Origin of the sequence: Lysinibacillus odysseyi 34hs-1 = NBRC 100172 (assembly GCF_001591965.1) — a bacterium.
Classification (GTDB): Bacteria; Bacillota; Bacilli; order Bacillales_A; family Planococcaceae; genus Lysinibacillus_B; species Lysinibacillus_B odysseyi.
Genome location: NZ_BCVX01000001.1, coordinates 149,579 through 170,662, shown reverse-complemented (window position 1 = coordinate 170,662; position 21,084 = coordinate 149,579). Strand labels below are relative to the sequence as shown.

Genomic DNA, 21,084 nt, shown 5'->3' with positions numbered 1-21,084 from the left:
CAAAATCAATATAGGTACAAAAATAATTAATGATAAGGAGTAGGGCAGAATGAGAAAGTATCCCTATTTTACTTGTTCATTGGTAATATTTTCTGAAGAAGATATTTTTGGTGTTGCAAAGATTATTTCTGATAAGTTAGTTGGAGGTATTCCATTTGGAGGGCTAGAAGATTATATTTATGAAGAAGTACCAGCAGTATACATTCATGAAAATATATTAGGGTTTGAGTTAGTAATACAGGGACCCGGGGGAGAAAGTGGATACATTTTTAAAAATTTATCCTTATCCATGCAATAGTAGACCTGATGATATTGAAAGAGTTACAGTTGAAATTACAGAGTAATGCAAAGGAATAAAAATAAACTGGGATATTAGGTGAAAAAAGTACATGTTTGTCCATTATAGGCATCAAGTACTTTTTAATATGCGCATAGGTGAATTTATTCCATATTTGGCTCAATATAATAAATTTTTAAATTTAATTTTCTAATAATAAGGAAGATAATATGGGCATAAAAGAAATTCTTCAAGAGATAAATGAAATAGAAAACTGTAAAGTAAATCCATCGGAAGGACTTCCAGAAAACATTGAAGAAGGTGATGTTCTTCCTAAAGATTTACTTGAATTTTATAATATTTGTGCAGGAGTGGATTTGTTTACTAATGCAGATTTTGGCATTACTATCGTTGGTCCTGAAAAATTAGTGCTTGCAAACCCTATAATTGTGGGGGAAAAATGCGAATATGATATTTCCTCACATTGGTATATAATTGCTGACCTTGGTAGTGGAAATTATTTATCGATTGATTTACACCCTAACAGGTTAGGGAAATGCTATGATAGCCACTGGGATTCCCATGGTGTAGTAGGGAGCAGTACAGTTGTAGCAAATTCATTTACTGATTTGTTAAATAGATTATTAGTAAGTAAAGGCGAAGGTGATAGCTGGTATTGGTATAGTGATGATTTTGAATCGCTAGGGGATGCTTATGATGGAATTGAACTAGAGTAGAAATACAAACTTCAAAAGACGTATAAACTTGAAAGCACTTGATAGCCAACTACAGGCAGCAAGTGCTTTTTACTTTATTATTAAAATAATACGATTACAAAACCCAAAGCCAAAACCACCCCGAGCAAGAACAAACAAGAGAATAAGACAAATCCTAATACAAAGCAGACACCAGCAGGTTATAAGAAACAGACAAATTTAACTTCGCAGAATGGTAATAAATCTGTAACGCCGAAACAGTAGGATAATAAGGGTATAGTAAAACCCAAGTTACCTTGAGATAAAGAATTAAGTGTTGCTATTAACGTATATTTACATTTAAAGGTAATTTATATATATAATAACAGGGGGGGCTAAAAGGAGGATTATGAAATTGGATGTATTTAAAAATATATCTTTCAGAGGAAGAGTCGCATATGGAATTAGTTGTTTTGAGAGTGCACTCATAGCTTTAAAATATAATCTTGATGAGTGGAAGTTTATTGTGAACTATCTATGGGAGTTTACTAGTATACAATATTTAGATGAATGGAGTGATACAGTAGTTGAATTAATTCCTGAGAATTTACTCGAATTTAAAACATTTGAAGAGGAGGAGTTTGAGCGCTTAAGTAAGGATGAGTTCATATATTTATATAACTTGTATCAAACTAATGATGGGTCAATAGACATCTTGCTACGTGCTATCTATGAACTTGGAATCAGTCGTGCCTATACTGTAATTGAAGGATATGGCGAAAGTAGTTTGAAATCTTTGGAGAAAATTATCGATTTCATGATAGAAAACAAGTTTCCCTTACCAAACATTGACCCCTTCTTGGGTTTTTCTATCGAGGAAAACAGTGGTTGGGGGAATAAGTTTGATGGAATATCATTATCTAACATTCTGTAACATAGAAATTGAGCGACTACCTTATAAATAATGAATTCAATCTTTAACCCTGTCACACCTTATGAACAAAAGGAATCCTGTAACTACAACAGGAGAAGGAACCAGCATTATCATATACATATTGATAGCGGATATAGAGAAAGTAACAGTGGCCCATTTATTAAATTTAGTGGTCATACTGATGGTATGAACTCTTTATCACACTTACATCAATACACCTATTAAGATCCAGGGAAAAACATTAAAGAAAAATATGTTTATATGTTTGATGCTTCTACTGGCAGAATGAGAAATTTGAGAGTGACAAAGAATAATGATATAAAATTTGTTGATTAAAGAAGGAGCAGTAAATCAGTGAATATAAAAAATAAAGAACTTATAGAAAAAACACTTAGTGGTACGTTTGTTTACGAAAGAATAGTAAAGATTGAATATAATGTTGAAAATGATTTTGAAGATAACTATGTCGGAACTTTGGATCTTACTTTTCATGTTACTCTTTTAAAGACAAAGGATCCATACAAAATAAGAGTTAGATATTATAATGTTGATGATTTAACAATAAGAGAGGCAACAACTTTTCCCTTGTCAGGGGATTTGATAATTCATGATATGAAAGACCAAGGTTTGGTAAGTAGTCAGCGTTATCATGTACATGATGATAGTGGTTATGGTGAAAATGATGGATTTGAATTTATTGAATTTTATTGTACTTCTATTAAAGTGATTTCGGTAGAAGAGTTTTATAAGGAATACTAGTCAATGTCTAATATGAATTAACTTGATGGATTTGAATTTTTATGTTGTAAACATCATTCGAAATTATTTTCTATAGAATATTAAGGTAAATTAGAGGGATATAGATGAATGAGTTATTAAAAATAACAATTGAGAAAGTAAAAGAAGATTTTATATCTGAACCAGATAGTATCATTTATGGTGAATTAAATGATGGAAACAAAAGTATTTGCTCGAATGAGGATCCCCTTAAAGAATATTTTGACTTCTTACGAATTTGTGATGGAGCAAGATTTGGAGCAATTGATTTATGGTCATATGGTGAGTTACCTTTACATCAGACTCGGATTTCCGATTTTTCAGGAGGACCAGAAAAATGGATTGAAGTTGGACAAATCTTATACGAACCTTTAGTCATAGAAAAGGAGTCAGGTTTTGTTTACTGTTTTTACCAAGGTCATCCAGCGAAAATAGGACAAACTTTAGGCGAGTTTGACTGTTTCATGCTTAATTATGTTTTTGGGAAAAAGTATAAAGAATTAATTCCTGAATCTCATTTAGACGATTGGTATCAGTACCTCGAAAGGGTTGGATTAGCTTAATTTTTGGGTGTTGTAGAAAATCTAAACTAATAGTAGTTATACCGTTATGGAATGCTATGATCAAGAAACATACAAATTAGTTGGGGCTGTCATTAAGTTTGTATAATGTCTAACAGCCTAAAGAACAATGCCGCAATACAAGATAACCATCTGTGTTGTGGTTTCTTTTTTTATCTGTCGAAATAATACATAATAAATACAATCGTAAGGAGACGACTTAGCTAAAGCTGGTTTTTCACGTAATATCACTAATCAAGTTCTTGGCCAGCAATTAGAAGATGTCAGATAAACTAGGTGTTAAGGATGAAAGGATGGATTATTAATGCACATACTAAATAGAATCAGTAGTGTGTATACAATTGATGCCAGAAAATCTCCTTCGAAAGAAGAGGAAATTAAAGCACTTCAGGATTTTTCGACAATAGATGTCCCCACAGATTATATAGAAATAATTCAGCTAGCTTCAGACATCGAATTTAATATTGGCAATCAAATGTATATCCGAATTTGGGGAGCATTGGGGTGCATAGAAATGAATGAAGCTTATAAAGTGCAGAAATATCTCCCGAATTCGCTCGCAACTGGTGATGATGAAGGAGGCGGTGCATTAATCTATCTACATGGAAAAGATGGTTTTGGGTTACATTATTTGAGATTCGGAGATTTGGACATTGAGGAGGCAATGAAAATTGCACCATCTCTAGCCGAATTATTAGTAAATAATATAGGTGCGAATACTTTATTAGACATTTGAAAAAAATTAGGGACTTTGATTGGCTTTATAGCCTTTCAAGGTTTTTTATGATTTAGGACGAAGTATCAGTGAAAAAGCATTGAATTAAAAGCCGATGATTGCAAGAAAACTTAATAGGTTAGTTACAGTGATATTAAAATAACAACGGGTTATAACTGTACACGAGATGACAAAGCAAGTAAGGCTAAAATTGGTAATGAAGAATGACATAAAAGTAAGTGATTAAAAAGGAAAATTCAGATGATATTGGAGTGAGACAAAATGAAAAAGAATGTGTTTTGAATAGAGAGCCTATAATGGTACTGCCACCATAGAGAATGGGAAGCCAGATTCGGCTCTTTCAGGTAAGTATATTACAGATACATTTCATGACGATACTATTCTGTCTAATGGAAATATTGCATGTGTGGGTAAATTTGGTAAAATTATGAAGGAGCAGGTATAGATTAATAAAGGAGTTTAGAGAATAATATGGAGCAGAAACTTAAATTCTTAAGAGAATATTTCAGTGATAATGTAAAGCTTATTCCTAGCAGTGAGATTTTTAACATTAATAATGAAACACTACCTAGTTTATGGGTTGAATTATTTAGCGAAAAAAACGTTGAGAAAAGAATTGATTTTATTTTATCTATATGGAAAAAATATGTGGCAGAAGAATTAAGGAACACTATTTCTTATTTGTCTGAGCACCTAGAAGAAGTGGAATTGATGATGGTAGATGGCAGATACTCGACTTTATACACTATTAAAACAGACAGTGGAAAAACAATATTCTATGAAGGAAGAAATCCAAACGATTTATTTAACAATGAGGTGTTAAAAGAATCCTGGAGTGAAATTCCGTCATCAATACGTACTTTTTATGAGAATGTTCACAACGGTTTTTACTATTATGCAAGTCGTTCTATGGGGTTGGTTCCCCTAGAAAATGTCACATATTTTGATGACGATGAATGGGGAATTATTGAGGAGTTAGAAGAACCGATACAAATCAATCTGGAAACTACTTTTGGTTTCTTTAAAAGTGGTATGGGTGGTTATGTTGCAATAGATACTAATAACTGCGTCAATGATAATGCAACTTTATGGTGGACGAATAAAGAACCTAGATACAATATTAATTTTTGGGATGTAGTTGACGAGTGGATTGTAATAGGTTTTGAGGTTTAAGTTTGATAGTAGAAGATCACTCCCTAGTTAGAAATAAATCATTTAATGGGAAATATAAAACGCCATATAGAAATTGCCAAAAGACATTTATAAATTTCAGTAATGATTATCGTTAATAGAACTTTTGAATAAATAGGCGGGATACTTATGTGGAGTTTGTCAGATAAAACGAGAGACGTATTGCTACAAGCAGGATGGAATCCAAATAAAAAGGTTGAATTAACTGAAACAATAAAGTTTTTAGAGGCGATGGGATATCAAATGTTTAATCCGGTGGTTGATGCATTAAGTCAATTTGGTGGGGGTGAATATAAATTCAGGCATCCGGATGGAAGTTTGGAAACCTTTCATTTTAGCCCAGAAAAAGCTATAGGGGATTACTATGAAAAAGAAGACTTTGAAGAATTTGAGACGCGAGTGAAAGAGCCGTTCGTCGTAATTGGAGAAGCATATCGTGGAAATATAATAATGTTTATTTCGCAATCGGGAAAGGTGTTTGGAAAAAATGGGTCCTCATTATTTAAGTTTGGGGAGGACATATACGAGGCACTAGACACTCTTTGCTTATTTAAAAAGCCAGTAGAAATAGAGTAATAGAGTTCAGTTATTCAATTTCTGAGATAATTGGCTCTTATGAAGCAATACATGAGGAAGCACCAGATACTTTAAGTGATAAATATATACATTTTTTTCAAAAGGAATTATTTGATGGTCAACTATCATTTGATTTTACCCAAACTGATAATCCGCAGATTGTTATGACTAATGAGGACAGCCATTTTGTAAGTTATTTTGCAGATAACTTTGAAAAATTGTTATTTCAATGCGCATTTAGTAAATATGAAAGTTTAAATTATGATAAGTGTATGATGATTACGGGATCACCTAACATGCTTAAAGAAGCAATACAGAGGCACCATGAATCGGATGTTCTTAGGATAATTGATAAATTTTCGAAAACATATGATTTTCAAAGAGCATGGTTTAGTGACTTGACTCATCACATAGGTTTTAAAGACGGCATTAGCTTTTACATCGAAAGTAGGAATAATGCTTTGTATGGGTTTATTGCAGGTGATTTAGATAAACAAATCGACAATATTGGCGAAACCTTACTAGCAGAATTGAATGTTAATAAAAACAATTAAAGCTTTCACACTGTGTATAGACAAGTTTTAACAGAATATTGATGTATCAATGGTAATTTTGGAAAGGATGAATAATTTACATAAAGAGACAATCGTTGAATTAATAAAATAGGGCATCTAATAATTATTTTGTAGGGGCTTTAGATGATAATAAAATTAGGAATATCGAGAAAAGGCTGAATGTAAGATTACCGGAAAGCTATAAATGGTTTTTTAAAGAATAAGGGGCTGGAAGGGTTTTTGGAATAGAGATTTTGGGAGGCGGACTTTGCGAGGTGCCAACTTGTGTAATTGAAACGGAGGAATGGAGAAAATACGGCTTGCCAATGGATCTCGTTGTCATACAAAACTACGGAATCGGTGTACATTGTCTTGATACTTCAAGGTTAGTCAATAATGAATGCCCTGTTATTGAATGGTCGCAAGATGATGAAGATGAAATGAATGAATATAAAATTTTCTACGTATTTTCAAATGAAAAGTTTGAGGAAAGATAATTGTATCATTTAATTATTATAAAATATTTAATTAGTGAGTATTATTTGTTTTACAATGAGAGTTTTCGAATAGCAACGGGTGATTCACTTAACCGAATCACTCGTTGTTTTTTATGGAATTAACTAAGCATAGGCTGAAAAAAGAAGGGGGAAATAGCGTTATTGAAAAAAAAACCAAAATAGGTTATTTTTATTTAAGTTATATTTTTTCTTACATAAACTAGGAGGGTAGTACTTGTAGGCTATGGTGAACTAATAGAGTTATACAAAGAGGCAGTTGAAAGTAAAAGCGGTTTATTAATAACATTTTCAATCATGTAAAGAAAGCGCAGTGTAACTAAACCCAGAAGATTACACAAACATTCATTAATAATACAGGGAGCTATTTCATGAAACCAGATTTATTTTCAATTATTATGTATCCCACGGTATCTTTCAATACAGAGGAAGCACTAGGGAAAATTCTAGATGTATTCGAATCTAATGATAAATTTGCTCCTACCCACTGGGGCAACAGCGAGCTTGTAAAGGTAGAGTATAACCGTGATGAAATTTTAGAAAAAGTAATTGTAGAGAAAAGTGTATCTGAACTTCACCTTTCTCGAGATAAGGCCGTCAAATATTCAGGATTTTTTAATATTCATTGGAGTCATCGGTCATTTTTTAATTTTGATTTTCGTAAATCAATGGCTAAAAAGATGTGGCCGGCCTTTTTTGAGTTATCGGATCAATTAGCAGAAGTTTTGAAACCAATCTTTGGTGTTACCCATATTTTTTGGCCATTATCCTACCCTTGGAACACTGAACAAGAAAAATTACGAATGTGGATGAATCAATGCTCCTACCCTGTCCCTGTTAAATTTCTACCAAACGGTCCTTTAGGGGTAGGAGCTAGAACGTATATCGGTGGGCATGTATTGGACATGTTTGGAAAAGACTTTTTGTTGAACAGCCCGGCTGTTGTAAGAGAACCGGCTTGGGGAGGGCTTTGCCTTGATGTAGTGCCTAAGCCGTTTGAGGCGGATGATGAAAGCTTACTTGCATCCTGGTTACATGTGATGGAGTATTTAGAAGCTGCTCAAGTAATCGCCATTCCACATTTTGATGAGGACCGGATGGGGGTCTCATTTTGCCCAAATCAGGAATGGGTAAAATATCTAGACAGTTAAGATAAGAGGAGGCAGGTTGTTATCATGCAAGATAAGATGGTAGATAGAAAAAGAATAATGGAGATTATCGATCAAGCAAATATTAATGATGAGGTAATTGACTATTTAAATATAAGTGACGCAGATTTATCTTTTTCAGATTTGTCTGCAATGATGGCAGACGGTATGGAAGCGAAAAGCACGGTATTTCGTGCTGCATCATTAATAGATGCCTCCTTTTCAGATTGTAATTTCGAATCGGCAGACTTTCGTCATGCTAATTTAGAAGGGTTTCATTGTGTAGACTGTATGCTGAATGGAGTCAATTTCCATCAGGCCATTATGCGCTATGCCAACATGAGTGTCAGTATGTGTATTGAATCGTGCTTGAATGAAGTTGACTTTTCAAACGGGGAGATGATGGGTTCTTCTTTTCATCAGAGTACATTTTTGCAAGCAAACTTAAGGGAAGTAGACGGCAAACAAGCCGATTATAAAGAAGCAGATTTATCCTATGCTACATTGACAGAAGGCGATTTCAAAGGAGCCTCTTTTGCAGGGGCAAACCTTACTGAAGTAATGGCTGTTAAAACCAATTTTACAGACTGCGATTTAACAGGTGCCATCCTGAAAAATGGCAATTTTAAAGGTGCTGATTTTACCGGTGCAAAGCTGGAAAATGTCGTGTGGAACGGCGCTGTTATTGACGAAGCAATGTTTGATGAAAATGTAAAAGAAAAGATAGAACAATTGATATAAGTGATGATTGGTGTTGAAAAGTTATTTTGGCTCTTTAGCTATCTAAGGAGGATTTTTGAATAGCAACCAGAGATTTATTGAACTGAATCTTCGGTTGTTTTTTCATTGGAATCTATTGTGCTTAATTAGTAAATATAAGGTTAGTAGGTAGCCTTCCAGGAAAATATACAAGGAATTATCCTTTTTAAGTCGAAATCATGTTCTAATTTATGTTAAATTATGTATATAAAGGTAAATTATAAAATTTATTTATGGAGAAGACAAACTGAATAATCAATTGGAGAGAAAAATGGTAAATCAAAAGAAATTAGAAATGGCGTTTAGAAGATATAAAAATAACTATGTTGATGATATTTATTATAAAGATGTAAAGGAAAAGTATACTGTTAGTGCAAGTAAAATCAAAAATATTGCAGAGTGCAATTCTATAGAAAAAGATCATATATTATTGATTAATTTAAACAAAATACTTTCATACCAATTGTCGCTATGGAAAAATCAGGTGTTAATGAAAGAAGGAAAAAGCATAGAACATTTAAAATCTATGCAAGTGATAACATTTTATCAATGTGTAATCCAAAACCTCTATAAAAACCGATATCCAAAAATGATGGTTGAGTATTCTTTTAGGGAAGTTATTGCAACCTTAATTCATTTCACAATGTACGGGTGGGAAAAAGAGGAGAACATTCTATTCGAGTTCATCGTGGATCATTTTGGCAGCCGTTGGATGGATGCGAATAATTGGAATAAGCATACATGGTTCTTGTTGGAACTCTACTTGCAATATAGAAATAAAACCATCATGGGAACAAATCAAAATCTGCATAGGATGGTTAGAGAGCAATTTAAAGAAGCAGAGCTGGAATATAGTTTAATTCCTGAGGACTTGGAAGTTTATACAGAAGTACTAGAACGGTGGACAACAGCACCACTTGAGGAAATTACGGAGCTAATTGAAAGAATGTCATCATTTCACTCCATCTTGGCATCCGAATTAGGTGAGTCAATTGAATTTGGGGATTATAGATATGGCTTCTATCCATATGAAATTCTATTTCTTATCTATGTGAGACAAAAGCGCGGATTACCTGTACCCCAACATTTTGACGATTTTTTAATGAATACGCCGGAAGCGCAAATGATGATACAGGATCCGGAACCATATCCAGAATGGGATCCTCTTCTGCGTCTGATTGATAATTTTTATCGGAAAAATTATCCGGAATATATCCCGAATAAGCATGGGGCGTTGTTTCAAGGAACCGAGAATCTAGGAGGGAAATAGAATGACAGAAGAAGAGATTGTACCGATTATTTTCAAAAAAAGTGATGAAATAGAGGCAATTCTAAATTACTCGGAATCGGCAAGTATATATACTTCGATATTAAAGTATGGTCTGTCTACAAAGAATTTTCTCTATGTAGATTTTAAAGGTGAAGAAAACTATGAGATCACTAATTATATTTTAGATTACGAATTCAGCCACCAACTCGAATTAGCCTCTCTGGATGAGCTTGAAGACTTGGATACGTTTGAATATGAAGTTTTGCCCGAAAAGATTAAGGAAGTCAATAAAGTATTGTCTACCAAAGGATTTGGACTTTTTTCTTACCCAACTGAAGGGGACTTTTATGCTCTATTTATTGCCAAGCTGGAGGACAAAGCAAAGTTGTTACAAGTAGAGCTGCTGGAGGATGAATACATTCCGTATAAAGAAAGATTTATACAGTACTTCAGCTAAGCGGTGCAATGTATGTGAATTAGATAGGTTGATGATGGGATGAAGCATTTCATTATCGACCTTTTGTTTTGAAGGAATGCATAGAAAAATATAATAAAGAGTTTAAGAGAAAGTACGTGATAAGATGAACGAAGCCGCTATTAGAAAAAAAGTGGAGGACATTATGGAGAAAAGGTACCTACTGGAACCTGTCGATAAACTAATTGCAGAACTTCAAATGACTGTAGCTTTTCCAGGTATAAGGGAATTATTCTATACAGATCGGGAACACGGATACATCAGTAACAGGATTATCGATTATGAAAACAGGAAAAAAGACGGCTTTTCGAAAATGGAATTGATTGATATGGTCAATATCATACTGGATGTTTCCGGAGAAGAGTATGAAATCGATAACCTGTTATTAATAGTGGAAGAGGCAGTAAGGAACACGGATGTCTCAAATTATATTTACTATGCCGATGAAGATTTAACAGCCGAGCAGATTATAGAAAAAGCACTTTCAGGCAAATCATTTAGTAATGAATAAAGTGTAATGCTAATAAAAGAGATATTTTCATTAGTGAGGGATCAAATTGGACATAGACCAAGATATTCTTAATAGAATTAAACAAATTAACTGGTTTACGAATTGTGGGCAGGCGTTGGAAAATGACATGCGGTTTAGTTATACAAGGGTCTATAATTGGAAAGAAGCCATGCGAAGTTATCAAGACCCCAATTGGGAACATGCAACGCTGGAAGCACGCAATGAATTAACTGCTTTTTTACATAACAAGTATCGTAATGAATATGCCCAATGGAACAAAATAGCGAAAGAAGTAAGGGCGTTTATAGAAAAAGAAGTCATACAAGAAGTAGAGAATTACCGTGAAAAGAATGAGCTTGATCAGGCGTTTATCGATTGTGTGAAATGGGATATTGCCAATGCCATTCTGGAATCTGCTTATTCGAAATGTAATAAAAGACCGACATTCTTCCTTGAACTATTAAAAGTCTATGAGGCTGGTAATTTTCCTTGTGGATGGGATGGGAAATGGCCGCAGGGTAATGTAATCGTTTATTAAAGTTGTATTCTATTTTTGAGGAATTAATAGCTTCTGAAGACAGGGAAAACATTATCCAAAAGGTTATGTATTTAATGAATCTAGCAAGAGATTCCGAGGTATCCCGAAAGTAATAGCAGCAATTTCTTTTTAGATGCAATGATTACATAAGTAGGAGCGCTAATAAATGACAGAGGATAATGAAAGGTTCAATAAAATAGAAAAACATGTAACGGAACTTTTTATATCAAGTGCAGACGGCAGTTATGCTGAGGAAGCTCTTATTAAAATAGAAGATAAATACGGCATCAATTTTCATGAAATATATAAGTCATTCGTATGTAAATATGGTCATTCGACCTTTGAGAAGGATGTATGTTACCGACCGATAGAGCCATCTCACTGGACGGACAAGGACGGACTAAACGCTTTCGGCTCTTTTTTCGGTTTTGACGAAGGTGTAGATAATCTGGAAAGAAAGATACAGCAGTATTATGACAGAATCCCGGCTTCCATTGTACCAATCGCCGAAGATTATGCAGGGAATCTTATATGCATAGGAATAAGCGGGGATCGTGAAGGGAAAATCTACTTCTGGGATCACGAAAACGAAATAACAGCCAGGGTTATGCTGGGTGAGAAAGAGTACGAAAGCGTCAGTGTCGATGATTATTGGGAAAATATATATGTAATCGCCGACTCTTTCTTCGATTTTATTAAAAGTTTTGAGTTAGAAAAGAGAACAACGTCAACTAGTGGGGCAAGCATTGTTAATGTAAAAATGAGTGAAAGTTTCCTCGAGATGCTGGAAGGTGCTGAAAAAGATGAGTAAATTTTATGCAGCATCTGATTGAAAGTATAAACCGGACCTACAATAAACGCCGTTGTCCACTAGAGGTTATTTCGAATATAAAAATTAGGAGGACAGAATGAAGAAAAGGCTAAAGAAAAAAGCAGGTAACAGATACAATGTACTGAAACGGGCTAAACGTGAAAGCAGAAAAAGAAGAGGATACAAGTGTATTGATTATGCGATTGTGCCTATGGGGGTAAAGGACAGATCTGGGTTCGATGAGGAAGGATATATATTGGAATATGCTTATGCGACACACTGGGTTGCCGAGCTTATTTACAATAAGGATATATACTTTATTGATGAAAAAATGCCGTGCATCATAAGAGTTTTCCCTTGCAATAAAAATGGCGGTACTCATACAAAATTTCCGCTTCAGCTTATCTTTTACAAAACAGAAGAGCCAAAAATCATCATGTCTATTTTTCAAAAGTTAGTAGAGGATATGAAAAACGATTGCTTTTGGAATACAGTCTATTAAATCTTCTTTCGAAACGCCCGTAGTGTGTAACTTCCTCTTGCAAAATTATCCTAACCATTGATACAAATCAAACTCCCACGGCTGGTTTGAACTGCTCGTGGCAGACAAAGAACAACAAATTCCGATAAGCTACAAAATCGAATAAGAAGGGGGAATTCATTTTGCTGCTATTTTTACGCATTTTATTTTCAGTCCTTACAGTCGCATTCGCAACTTACGGACTCATCACAAAGAATTATGAGTACCAAGGGTATATGGTTTTATTTATGGGATTAATGGCGCTTGTTATGGGTATACAGGAAATTCAGCAGAAGAGAAAAATGATGGGCTGGTTCTTTATTGTAGGATTTGTCTTTACATTTTGTATAGCTATCCAAGGTTTCATATTCGTTTAGCTCAAGAGTCTTTCGTATAAAAAACAGGAAACACGCAAGAATAGGTGGGAAATATACAATTAGCAGATTTACTATGCAAAAATTCAGTCAATACACCCTTTCTTTAGTATAATAAAGCACAGCAACTAGTGAAAGGGGAATGATCATGAGTTTACAGGCGGTACAAGCATATTTCAAAGAAAGAGGTCGCGAGGAGGATGTTGTGGTCCACGCTCGTAGCACAGCTTCGGTACAGGAGGCGGCGGATGCTGTAGGTGTTCATCCGGCACGGATTGCAAAAACATTGTGCTTTCAAGGGCAGGATGCACCGGTTTTAATCGTTGCTGCAGGGGACACAAAGGTGGATAATGCGAAATTTAAGCAAACATTCGGCGTGAAGGCAAAAATGCTGGACCCGGATACAGTGCTGAACGTAACAGGACATGCTGTTGGGGGTGTCTGTCCATTTGCGCTGGCAACGGATGTACCTGTTTATTTAGATATATCACTACAGCGCTTTACAACAGTTCACCCCGCATGCGGAAGTGATAATTCTTCGATCGAGCTGACAGTAGAAGAGCTTGGGGAATACGCAAATGCAATTAAGGTCGTTGATGTATGTAAAGGGTGGGACCCTGAGCTGTCTGAGTGATTTTGAAGGCTACATAATGAGTGCAGAGTGGCAATTTATAAGATGAAAAGCCTCGTTGAAGGGAAATATTTTGAAAAGAATCGGGGAAATAAACCACTCAAATGTTTAAATAGTTAGAAAATTAAAACATTATTACCCAGGAAATGAAGACCTCAAACCAAAAATTGAAATATCTTTTTGGCTTTTTTGTGTAATGGCATACTACGGAATTGATCATATAAAAAACCGGACATCCGGTAAAGAATGTCCGGTCAACCTATTCGATTTAAGGTTTTAGGAAGTCAGGAGCCTGGTAGGCAGGGTTTGGATATTTATAGAACCCTTCACCTGTTTGAGTTCCTGTTTTTCCTTGATCAAGGAATTCAGTTTTTACTTTATCAGCGATTCGTTTGTATAGATTATCATCCGGATTCGGGTGATGTGCCGCTTTCGTGCTGACGATATTGTAAACAGTTTGCAGGCCGACAACATCCATAATGGCGAATGGTCCAAGTGGCGCACCTGTTGCGATCATCCATGTTTTATCAACTGTCTCTGGGTCAGCTACGTCGTTGCCCCATAGAGATTGCGCTGCATCCAGGAATGGAACAAGAAGAGAGTTTACAATATAGCCTGGTTGCTCTTTTTTGATGTGTAATGGTACCATGCCGATTGCTGCGGCAAATGCCAGTAAGTCCTGTACAACCTGTGGATCTGTACCAGGGTGCTCCATAACTTCACCTGTGTTGTTTTTCCATATTGTATTGGCAAAGTGAAGTGCTAAGAACTTTTCAGGACGGCCTGTATATTCTACAAAGTCACTTGGCAGCATTGTAGAAGAGTTTGTGGCAAATACCGTTTTTTCCGGTGCCACCTTGCCAAGCTGCGTATAGAAGCTTTGTTTAATTTCCTTTATTTCCGGCACTGCTTCAATTACAAGATCAGCATCTTTCACCGCATCTGCCAAAACTGTTGCATAGCTGATACGGCTTTGTGCTGATTTTACTGCTTCCTGTTCATCACGGAAGTAGTCGCTGTATGTGTCCTCTAATTTGGCGATACGCTCTTTTGCTTTGGCAATCGCTGTATCATCGATATCATAAATTGTGACATTGAATCCTTTGAAAGCAGTTTGGAAGGCGATTTGGCTGCCAAGAACACCACTGCCAGCTATTGTTACGTTTTTGTAATTCATCGTGTGAACCTCCTGTTTTTCATTTTTACTTACAATTAAACTATTCCCAACTCACATCGTATCAAACGATTAGTTTGACGAAATACGCTCAAGCCAAGACGCAAGCGCCTGTGGGTGGTGGAATACGATAGAATCGCACGGTGCCTGGCGTACAGCCTCCGCTATAGGAGGGCGGGCATCCTGCTCAAAGCGCCAAATCCATTTGGCAAATTCGATATCCAGCTTTTCAGGGCACCCGGGTGTCATATCAGGTCGGGTTTTCCCGAAATTTGTAACAACACGCTTTACTACACGCGGGAAACAAATATGCCGCGGGAAATCGAGCCAAAGTATTAAATCCGCGTATTGCGCCCGCATAGAAAGGGTAGAATCAAAATTGCCATCCATTATCCAAGCATCCTTCTGCAGCTCGGCCAGCATCATTTCCCGGAAAACCGGGCGTTCTGTAGGAGTCCAGCCAGGCTGCCAATATAGACGATCCAGGTGGATAAGCGGCAGCCCTGTGAGCTGATGCAGTTTCCTTGAGAGGGTGGACTTGCCTGCACCGGCACAGCCGATGATCAATATTTTTTTGTGTCGCATAAAACCTCCTATAGTTTGTGCATCATAGACCGGGCTTCATACCATGGAACAGAATAGCCTTTACCTTTCGCACAAAAAATACTGGAAGAGCTATACTCGGGATCTGCGTCTTTGTTATAGCCGATCCGTTCAATCACTTCATCCGTATTATGGCATACATCGTAGCCGTCAAACGTCAGCGTGATAGCACCTTTTCCGTTCGTATACGCAGCGAATTGGGTACTGTAGTTCATAAAGGTGGCGACTGGCACTCTTCCGGTTAATAAAGCGTAGTTTTCCGTCATTTCCGGCGGATCAAAGGTGCCTGCAGCCTGCTGCACATCCGTCATCATTCGGCCGATATGGTCGCTTGATGCTTTCATTTTAAACTGATAATAAGGCTCTAGCAGGATATTCTCTGCCTGTTCAAGACCTTGCCGCAAAGCACGGAAGGTCGCCTCGCGAAAATCACCGCCATCTGTATGCTTATTGTGGGCAGCCCCTGTCAGCAATGTAAAACGGATGTCAGTTACAGGAGAACCTGTAAGCAGGCCGTGATGGTCCCGCTCAAATAAGTGGTGCTCAATAAGGCGCTGATGCCCAACCGTCAGATCATCCGCATGGCATGCATTTGCAAAGGTAATGCCAGAACCCCTTGGACCGGGCTCCATTAAGAGATGCACCTCTGCATAATGCTTAAGCGGTTCAAAATGTCCGTAGCCTGTCACTGTAGTAGCGATTGTCTCTCGATACAGGATTTCAGGGTCCTCAAACTGCACCTCAAGGGAAAACCGCGTCAATAAGATTTCCCGCAGAATTTCAAGCTGAATGACACCCATAATATGTACATGAATCGATTGCGTTGCTTCCTGCCAAAGGACGCTGAGTGACGGTTCTTCCGCTTCAAGCAGCCGGAACAGCTGTAGTACTTCCTTCATATGAACAATTCCATTATATACTACTTTTGCCTGTAAGGTAGGAATTAGCTTATATGTTTTTGCCTTCTCCATAGAATTCCCGATCAGGTATCCTGCCTCAGGGCTCGTCAGTCCTTTCACAGCGAACAGCTGCCCGGCTTGTACAGAAGGAACGGATGTAAAACGGTTGCCATTATATAAACGGATTTCCGTCACTTTTTCCGAATGATCACCAAATACGAGCTCGTCCCTAACTGTTAGTGTTCCTGCAAGTGCCTTTAAGAATGTAAGACGCTGATCCCCGTCATGGCGGATTTTTACTACCTCGGCTTGAAATGGCGAGGTAGAGTCATAGTGTGTCCGCGTTAAGCTGTGCAGCATAGTAAAAAATTCACCGATGCCGATTCCTTTCAGCGCTGCACCGCTCATCGCGATGAATGCCTCCTCCTGATTCACAAGGCTGATTAGTGCTTGTTCGATATCCTGTTCTGTTAGTGATTCGTCCATGAACTGTTCGAAGAGCGCCTCGTTCCGTTCTGCTACAAATTCAGCAGCGTCCTTCAGTTCTTTAACAAGTAAAATGTCAGGCGAAAATTCACGCTGCAGCGAAGCAAGTAAAGTATGGATATCCGCACCTTCCCGGTCTATCTTATTTAAGAAGAGGAAGGTCGGAACATGATACTCTCGAAGAAGCCGCCAAACCGTTTCGGTATGCCCCTGTATTCCTTCGACCGCACTAATTATCAGTACAGCGTAATCCATCGCCCGGATGGCCCGCTCCATTTCCGGAGAAAAGTCGACGTGTCCCGGTGTATCGATCAAAGTATAAGTATCTCCTCCGTACTCGAACAATCCCTGTTCCGCGAAAATCGTAATGCCCCGTGCCTTCTCCAGCTCATGATTGTCTAAAAAGGCATCCTGGTGATCGACACGGCCAAGTGACTGAATGCTGTTTGTATAATAAAGCAGCTGCTCGGAAAAGGTTGTCTTGCCGGCATCCACATGGGCTAACACCCCGATAGTTTTTCTCATATATAAACCCTCTTTTTTCGTAGTGCTTTCATTATAAGACAGCTGCCATAAGGATGCCATAGCTGACCTTTCCTGTTTAATTCCAAGCCAGAAGGGTATTTTAAACAATGAATGACAAATAGATAAGGAGTGGGTTTTGTGAATACCACAAAAAGAGAGCAAGCTTTAGAAATTTTGTCAAAAAACTATGTTGGAGTCATGGCAACCGTTGCGGGGGATAGACCTGACTCACGTTATATGACATTTGTGAACGATGAATTTACATTGTATACGGCTACACCTAGAGACTCTGATCTATTAAAGGAACTGCAGGCAAATCCTCATACACATATCCTCTACGGCTATGAAAACGGTGATATGGGAGATACCTTCCTGGAAATCGAAGCAACTGCGGCAGAATTTAACGCAGATGCAATCAAGGAGAAAATTATTGCCCTATATCCATATCATGTAGACGGCATGTCAATGACACTTATAAAAATTGAGCCTGTGCGTATGCGCTTTATGAATAAGGCCGGCGACAATCAGGAAGAAGTCGATTTCCAATAAGAAAGGATGGGACAAATGGAAACATTACGAGAGCAAATACTGGAAATTTTAAATAAGCAAAATATCGGTTCCATGGTTACAGTAAAAGACAATAAACCGTATGCGCGCTATATGACATTCACAAATGATGACTTTACGCTTTTTGCGATGACAGAAGAGGATTCCTCGAAGGTACTGGACCTCGAAAAAAATCCGTACACGCATATCCTCTACGGATATACGCTGGAAGATGTGGACGCTCCTTACCTTGAAATTGAAGGCAAAGTAACAGAATTCAAGGACGATGAGCTGAAGCTGAAGGTAACGAACTTCTTCCGCGGCCTTTTCACAAAGGGTGAAAGCGATATGATCACAATCCAGATCGAGCCGACTCGCATCCGCCTGATGAACAAAAAAGGGCAGCCGCCACAAGAGCTTGAATATCCGTTTTCATAAGTAAGGGACGATCTTCTTCGGAAGGTCGTTTTTTTACTTAGCGGGATGAGCAGTTTAGCAGTTTCTGCATCATAAAATCGCAAGGGAAGAAAGTAGTCTCCTGTCTATTAAATAAGAATAACAGTTTACAAAAAGTAAAACATTTTAAAAGTATAAATTACATAGTGTAAAAGTATATCGCAAAAAGTAATGCTATAATTAATTGTAATCATATAATTCAGAAAATTCAGAGAGGTTGATGCCGGATGTTAGCTTTGAAAAAAACTGAAACATATTTGCGGGACCGGGAGACTGTTATTAACCTAACGCAAAAGCTTGTTCGGATTGATAGTGTATTTCGGGACGATGGTATTCATACAGAGCAGGAGGTTGCCGAATTTGTCGCCGAATATTTACGTACTATCGGGATTGAGACATATGTAGAAGAGGTAGTGCCTGGCCGCCCGAATGTAATCGGGATTATCGATTCAGGAAAGCCTGGAAAGACATTGCTGTTTGAAGGGCACACCGATGTTGTGACAGAGGGGAATCGGGAGGCATGGAAATATGATCCGTTCGGCGCTGAAATCGTGGATGGCCGAATGTATGGCCGCGGTACAAATGATACAAAAGGAAATCTTGCCTGTATGATTACAGCTTGTCAATCCATCCTGCTTGATCAGGAGAAATTTACAGGCAAGATTATTTTATGTATCCCGTGTGATGAAGAAGGTTTGATGCTGGGGATTAAGCATTTTATCAAGCAGGGGTGGGCAGATGGTGTAGACGGCGCAATCATTTGTGAACCGGAGGAAAATCAGGTGTGCATAGCTCAGCGCGGCGCTATTCGTCTTCGAGTGGATATTTACGGGAAGATGGCGCATGGGGCGATTTCCTGGAGTGGCATTAACCCAAATTGGCGTATGGCGAGATTTATTACAGAAATGGAAAAGCTCGAAAAAGAAGAGCAGCTCCGTATCGGAGAAGACCCATTTTTAAAATGGCCGACGATTACACCGACCATTTTGCGGGCACCCGTAAAGGGAGATGCACAGATTAATGTGATACCTGACCACTGCATGACAACGCTGGATATTCGAACAGTACCGGCACAGGACCATGATGAGCTCCTTGCTAAAATCGAAGCAATCATTGAGCGGATGAAAGCAGAAGATCCTGACTTCAAAGTGGAGCTGACCGTTTTGGATAATCGCCCGGCAACCGCTACAGATAAGGAGGAGCCGGTTGTCCAAGCAATCTATCAAGCTGTAAAAGAGGTACTTGAAAAGGAACCCCAGTATAATGGCGTGCCCGGAGCGACAGATGGAACGTTCCTTCATGTGCATGGTGTGCCAATTGTAACGATTGGGGCAGGCGACAGGGAGATTCCTCATCAAATTGATGAATATGTAGACATTGAGGAGCTGGCTGAAACGACAGCGATTTACCGGAAAGCGGCACTACTCTTTTTGGCAGGTGATGAAGCGTGAAAATAGCGGTTATTCCTGGTGATGGAATCGGTAAGGAAGTAATGAAGGAAGCGCTGCTTGTACTGGAAACTCTGCAGGAGCTTGAAGAGGATTTATCCGTCGATACAACTATTTTTGATTGGAGCTCTGATAATTATATGAGGACCGGCAAAATGATGCCGGAGGACGGCCTATCCATTCTATCAGAGTATGATGCCATTTTATTTGGAGCAATTGGTGACAAAAGAGTACCGGATGATGTAACTGTATGGGAGCTGATCATGCCGATCCGGAAGCAATTTAATCAGTATGTTAATTTCCGGCCGGTCAAATCCCTGCCGGGTATTACCTCACCGCTCGTCCGGGCCGATAATATCGATTTCGCTATTTTCCGTGAGAATACAGAAGGGGAGTACTCAAATAGCGGCGGAAGATTATATATGGATAAACCACAGGAGCTGGCCATTCAAAATACGGTCATGACTAAAACCGGCATTACCAATATTGTCAGTGCTGCATGTGACTATGCATTGAAATACGGTAAATCTACGGTGACAAGCGCTACAAAGTCAAATGCCGTTATTCATACAATGAAATTTTGGGATGACTGTGTGGCAGAGCAAATGAAGAAGTACCCTGAGCTGCAGCTGCAGTCCTATTATATCGATGCCCTCGTTGCCTATTTCATTGAAAGGCCTCAGGAGTTCGAGGTAGTCGTTGCATCGAATTTATTCGGTGATATTTTGTCAGACCTCGGTTCAGCAGTGATAGGAGGACTGGGGTTATCTCCGTCAGGAAATATCAATCCCGAGCGGATATATCCTTCGATGTTCGAGCCGGTACATGGCTCTGCACCGGATATCGCCGGGCGTGGTATTGCTAATCCCATTGCCCAGATTTGGTCTCTTGCCCTGCTCCTTGGACATCTGGGACGCACGGATTTGGAAAAAGTGATCGTTACAGCCATTGAACAAGTGCTAGAGGCAGGAGAGGTAAAAACAGCTGATATAGGTGGTGCAGCTACAACAGCAGAAATGGGAGCGGCGATTTGCGAGGCGGTAAAATCTTGTTTTGAAAGGCGGGTTGTCTAAT

At 38.1% G+C, this 21,084-nt stretch carries 26 protein-coding genes and 1 pseudogene; 24 read left to right on the top strand and 3 right to left on the bottom strand.

The features are described from left to right. The first annotated feature begins 49 nt into the window (after positions 1–49). The 20 genes and pseudogenes from BOD01S_RS00880 to BOD01S_RS00785 all read left to right on the top strand — a co-directional run bounded on the left by BOD01S_RS00880 (position 50) and on the right by BOD01S_RS00785 (position 13,876). Positions 50–298, top strand: coding sequence for a hypothetical protein (locus tag BOD01S_RS00880; protein ID WP_052125033.1), 249 nt, complete (start codon positions 50–52; stop codon positions 296–298). 209 nt (positions 299–507) lie between these two features. Continuing rightward, entirely contained in the window at positions 508–1,014 is a 507-nt protein-coding gene (locus BOD01S_RS00875) for an SMI1/KNR4 family protein (protein ID WP_036159575.1), read from the top strand. Between the two features lie 373 nt (positions 1,015–1,387). Further along, positions 1,388–1,906 carry a hypothetical protein gene (locus tag BOD01S_RS00870; protein WP_407655983.1) on the top strand — a complete coding sequence of 173 codons (519 nt, stop codon included), beginning with the start codon at positions 1,388–1,390 and terminating at the stop codon, positions 1,904–1,906. A 354-nt stretch (positions 1,907–2,260) separates the two neighbouring features. Beyond that, entirely contained in the window at positions 2,261–2,665 is a 405-nt protein-coding gene (locus tag BOD01S_RS00865) for a hypothetical protein (protein ID WP_036159570.1), read from the top strand. A 104-nt stretch (positions 2,666–2,769) separates the two neighbouring features. Then, the gene (locus BOD01S_RS00860) at positions 2,770–3,246 is read left to right on the top strand and encodes a hypothetical protein (protein ID WP_036159569.1); all 477 of its coding nucleotides are present in this window, start codon (positions 2,770–2,772) and stop codon (positions 3,244–3,246) included. Positions 3,247–3,568: 322 nt separating this feature from the next. After that, positions 3,569–4,000 (top strand): SMI1/KNR4 family protein, encoded by a 432-nt coding sequence (locus BOD01S_RS00855; RefSeq protein ID WP_036159566.1) that lies wholly within the window; start codon positions 3,569–3,571, stop codon positions 3,998–4,000. 471 nt (positions 4,001–4,471) lie between these two features. After that, positions 4,472–5,173: a hypothetical protein gene (locus tag BOD01S_RS00850; RefSeq protein WP_036159564.1), complete on the top strand. Its 702-nt coding sequence runs from the start codon at positions 4,472–4,474 to the stop codon at positions 5,171–5,173. A 147-nt stretch (positions 5,174–5,320) separates the two neighbouring features. Beyond that, positions 5,321–5,767: an SUKH-3 domain-containing protein gene (locus tag BOD01S_RS00845; protein ID WP_036159562.1), complete on the top strand. Its 447-nt coding sequence runs from the start codon at positions 5,321–5,323 to the stop codon at positions 5,765–5,767. A 164-nt stretch (positions 5,768–5,931) separates the two neighbouring features. Continuing rightward, the gene (locus BOD01S_RS00840) at positions 5,932–6,321 is read left to right on the top strand and encodes a hypothetical protein (RefSeq protein WP_244887221.1); all 390 of its coding nucleotides are present in this window, start codon (positions 5,932–5,934) and stop codon (positions 6,319–6,321) included. 140 nt (positions 6,322–6,461) lie between these two features. After that, positions 6,462–6,818, top strand: a pseudogene (locus tag BOD01S_RS00835) (SMI1/KNR4 family protein); the annotation flags it as partial. A 389-nt stretch (positions 6,819–7,207) separates the two neighbouring features. Beyond that, positions 7,208–7,987: a hypothetical protein gene (locus BOD01S_RS00830; protein WP_036159560.1), complete on the top strand. Its 780-nt coding sequence runs from the start codon at positions 7,208–7,210 to the stop codon at positions 7,985–7,987. Between the two features lie 24 nt (positions 7,988–8,011). Then, positions 8,012–8,725 carry a pentapeptide repeat-containing protein gene (locus BOD01S_RS00825; RefSeq protein WP_036159558.1) on the top strand — a complete coding sequence of 238 codons (714 nt, stop codon included), beginning with the start codon at positions 8,012–8,014 and terminating at the stop codon, positions 8,723–8,725. Positions 8,726–9,014: 289 nt separating this feature from the next. Further along, entirely contained in the window at positions 9,015–10,013 is a 999-nt protein-coding gene (locus tag BOD01S_RS00820; protein WP_036159556.1) for a hypothetical protein, read from the top strand. 1 nt (position 10,014) lies between these two features. Beyond that, complete coding sequence (locus BOD01S_RS00815) at positions 10,015–10,470, top strand: DUF6630 family protein (protein WP_036159554.1); 456 nt, start codon at positions 10,015–10,017, stop codon at positions 10,468–10,470. A gap of 163 nt (positions 10,471–10,633) precedes the next feature. After that, a complete protein-coding gene (locus BOD01S_RS00810) occupies positions 10,634–10,999 on the top strand; it encodes a hypothetical protein (RefSeq protein WP_052125031.1) in 366 nt (121 codons plus the stop codon). Between the two features lie 46 nt (positions 11,000–11,045). Continuing rightward, positions 11,046–11,537: a hypothetical protein gene (locus BOD01S_RS00805; RefSeq protein ID WP_036159552.1), complete on the top strand. Its 492-nt coding sequence runs from the start codon at positions 11,046–11,048 to the stop codon at positions 11,535–11,537. Between the two features lie 166 nt (positions 11,538–11,703). Then, positions 11,704–12,348 carry an SMI1/KNR4 family protein gene (locus BOD01S_RS00800; RefSeq protein WP_036159550.1) on the top strand — a complete coding sequence of 215 codons (645 nt, stop codon included), beginning with the start codon at positions 11,704–11,706 and terminating at the stop codon, positions 12,346–12,348. A 97-nt stretch (positions 12,349–12,445) separates the two neighbouring features. Beyond that, the gene (locus tag BOD01S_RS00795) at positions 12,446–12,850 is read left to right on the top strand and encodes a hypothetical protein (RefSeq protein ID WP_036159548.1); all 405 of its coding nucleotides are present in this window, start codon (positions 12,446–12,448) and stop codon (positions 12,848–12,850) included. A 161-nt stretch (positions 12,851–13,011) separates the two neighbouring features. Continuing rightward, on the top strand, positions 13,012–13,245 hold the full coding sequence (locus BOD01S_RS00790) for a YczI family protein (protein ID WP_036159546.1): 234 nt from the start codon (positions 13,012–13,014) through the stop codon (positions 13,243–13,245). A 145-nt stretch (positions 13,246–13,390) separates the two neighbouring features. Continuing rightward, positions 13,391–13,876, top strand: a complete 486-nt coding sequence (locus tag BOD01S_RS00785; protein WP_036159544.1) for a YbaK/EbsC family protein — start codon at positions 13,391–13,393, stop codon at positions 13,874–13,876. Between the two features lie 265 nt (positions 13,877–14,141). Here BOD01S_RS00785 and BOD01S_RS00780 read toward each other — a convergent pair whose 3' ends face one another. From BOD01S_RS00780 to BOD01S_RS00770, 3 genes are all read right to left on the bottom strand, one after another. Further along, on the bottom strand, positions 14,142–15,050 hold the full coding sequence (locus tag BOD01S_RS00780) for a 3-hydroxyacyl-CoA dehydrogenase (RefSeq protein WP_036159542.1): 909 nt from the start codon (positions 15,048–15,050) through the stop codon (positions 14,142–14,144). 69 nt (positions 15,051–15,119) lie between these two features. Further along, on the bottom strand, positions 15,120–15,632 hold the full coding sequence (locus tag BOD01S_RS00775; protein WP_036159540.1) for a P-loop NTPase family protein: 513 nt from the start codon (positions 15,630–15,632) through the stop codon (positions 15,120–15,122). A gap of 8 nt (positions 15,633–15,640) precedes the next feature. Continuing rightward, positions 15,641–17,560: an elongation factor G gene (locus BOD01S_RS00770; protein ID WP_036159771.1), complete on the bottom strand. Its 1,920-nt coding sequence runs from the start codon at positions 17,558–17,560 to the stop codon at positions 15,641–15,643. A gap of 138 nt (positions 17,561–17,698) precedes the next feature. On the opposite strand from BOD01S_RS00770, the gene BOD01S_RS00765 reads away from it, so the two are divergent. The 4 genes from BOD01S_RS00765 to BOD01S_RS00750 all read left to right on the top strand — a co-directional run bounded on the left by BOD01S_RS00765 (position 17,699) and on the right by BOD01S_RS00750 (position 21,083). Then, complete coding sequence (locus BOD01S_RS00765) at positions 17,699–18,109, top strand: pyridoxamine 5'-phosphate oxidase family protein (protein ID WP_036159537.1); 411 nt, start codon at positions 17,699–17,701, stop codon at positions 18,107–18,109. A gap of 15 nt (positions 18,110–18,124) precedes the next feature. Beyond that, entirely contained in the window at positions 18,125–18,544 is a 420-nt protein-coding gene (locus BOD01S_RS00760) for a pyridoxamine 5'-phosphate oxidase family protein (RefSeq protein WP_036159535.1), read from the top strand. A gap of 245 nt (positions 18,545–18,789) precedes the next feature. Beyond that, on the top strand, positions 18,790–20,013 hold the full coding sequence (locus BOD01S_RS00755; RefSeq protein ID WP_036159532.1) for a M20 family metallopeptidase: 1,224 nt from the start codon (positions 18,790–18,792) through the stop codon (positions 20,011–20,013). Beyond that, positions 20,010–21,083, top strand: a complete 1,074-nt coding sequence (locus tag BOD01S_RS00750; protein ID WP_036159531.1) for a tartrate dehydrogenase — start codon at positions 20,010–20,012, stop codon at positions 21,081–21,083. Before BOD01S_RS00755 ends, BOD01S_RS00750 begins: the two co-directional genes overlap by 4 nt. The last annotated feature ends 1 nt before the right edge of the window (position 21,084 follow it).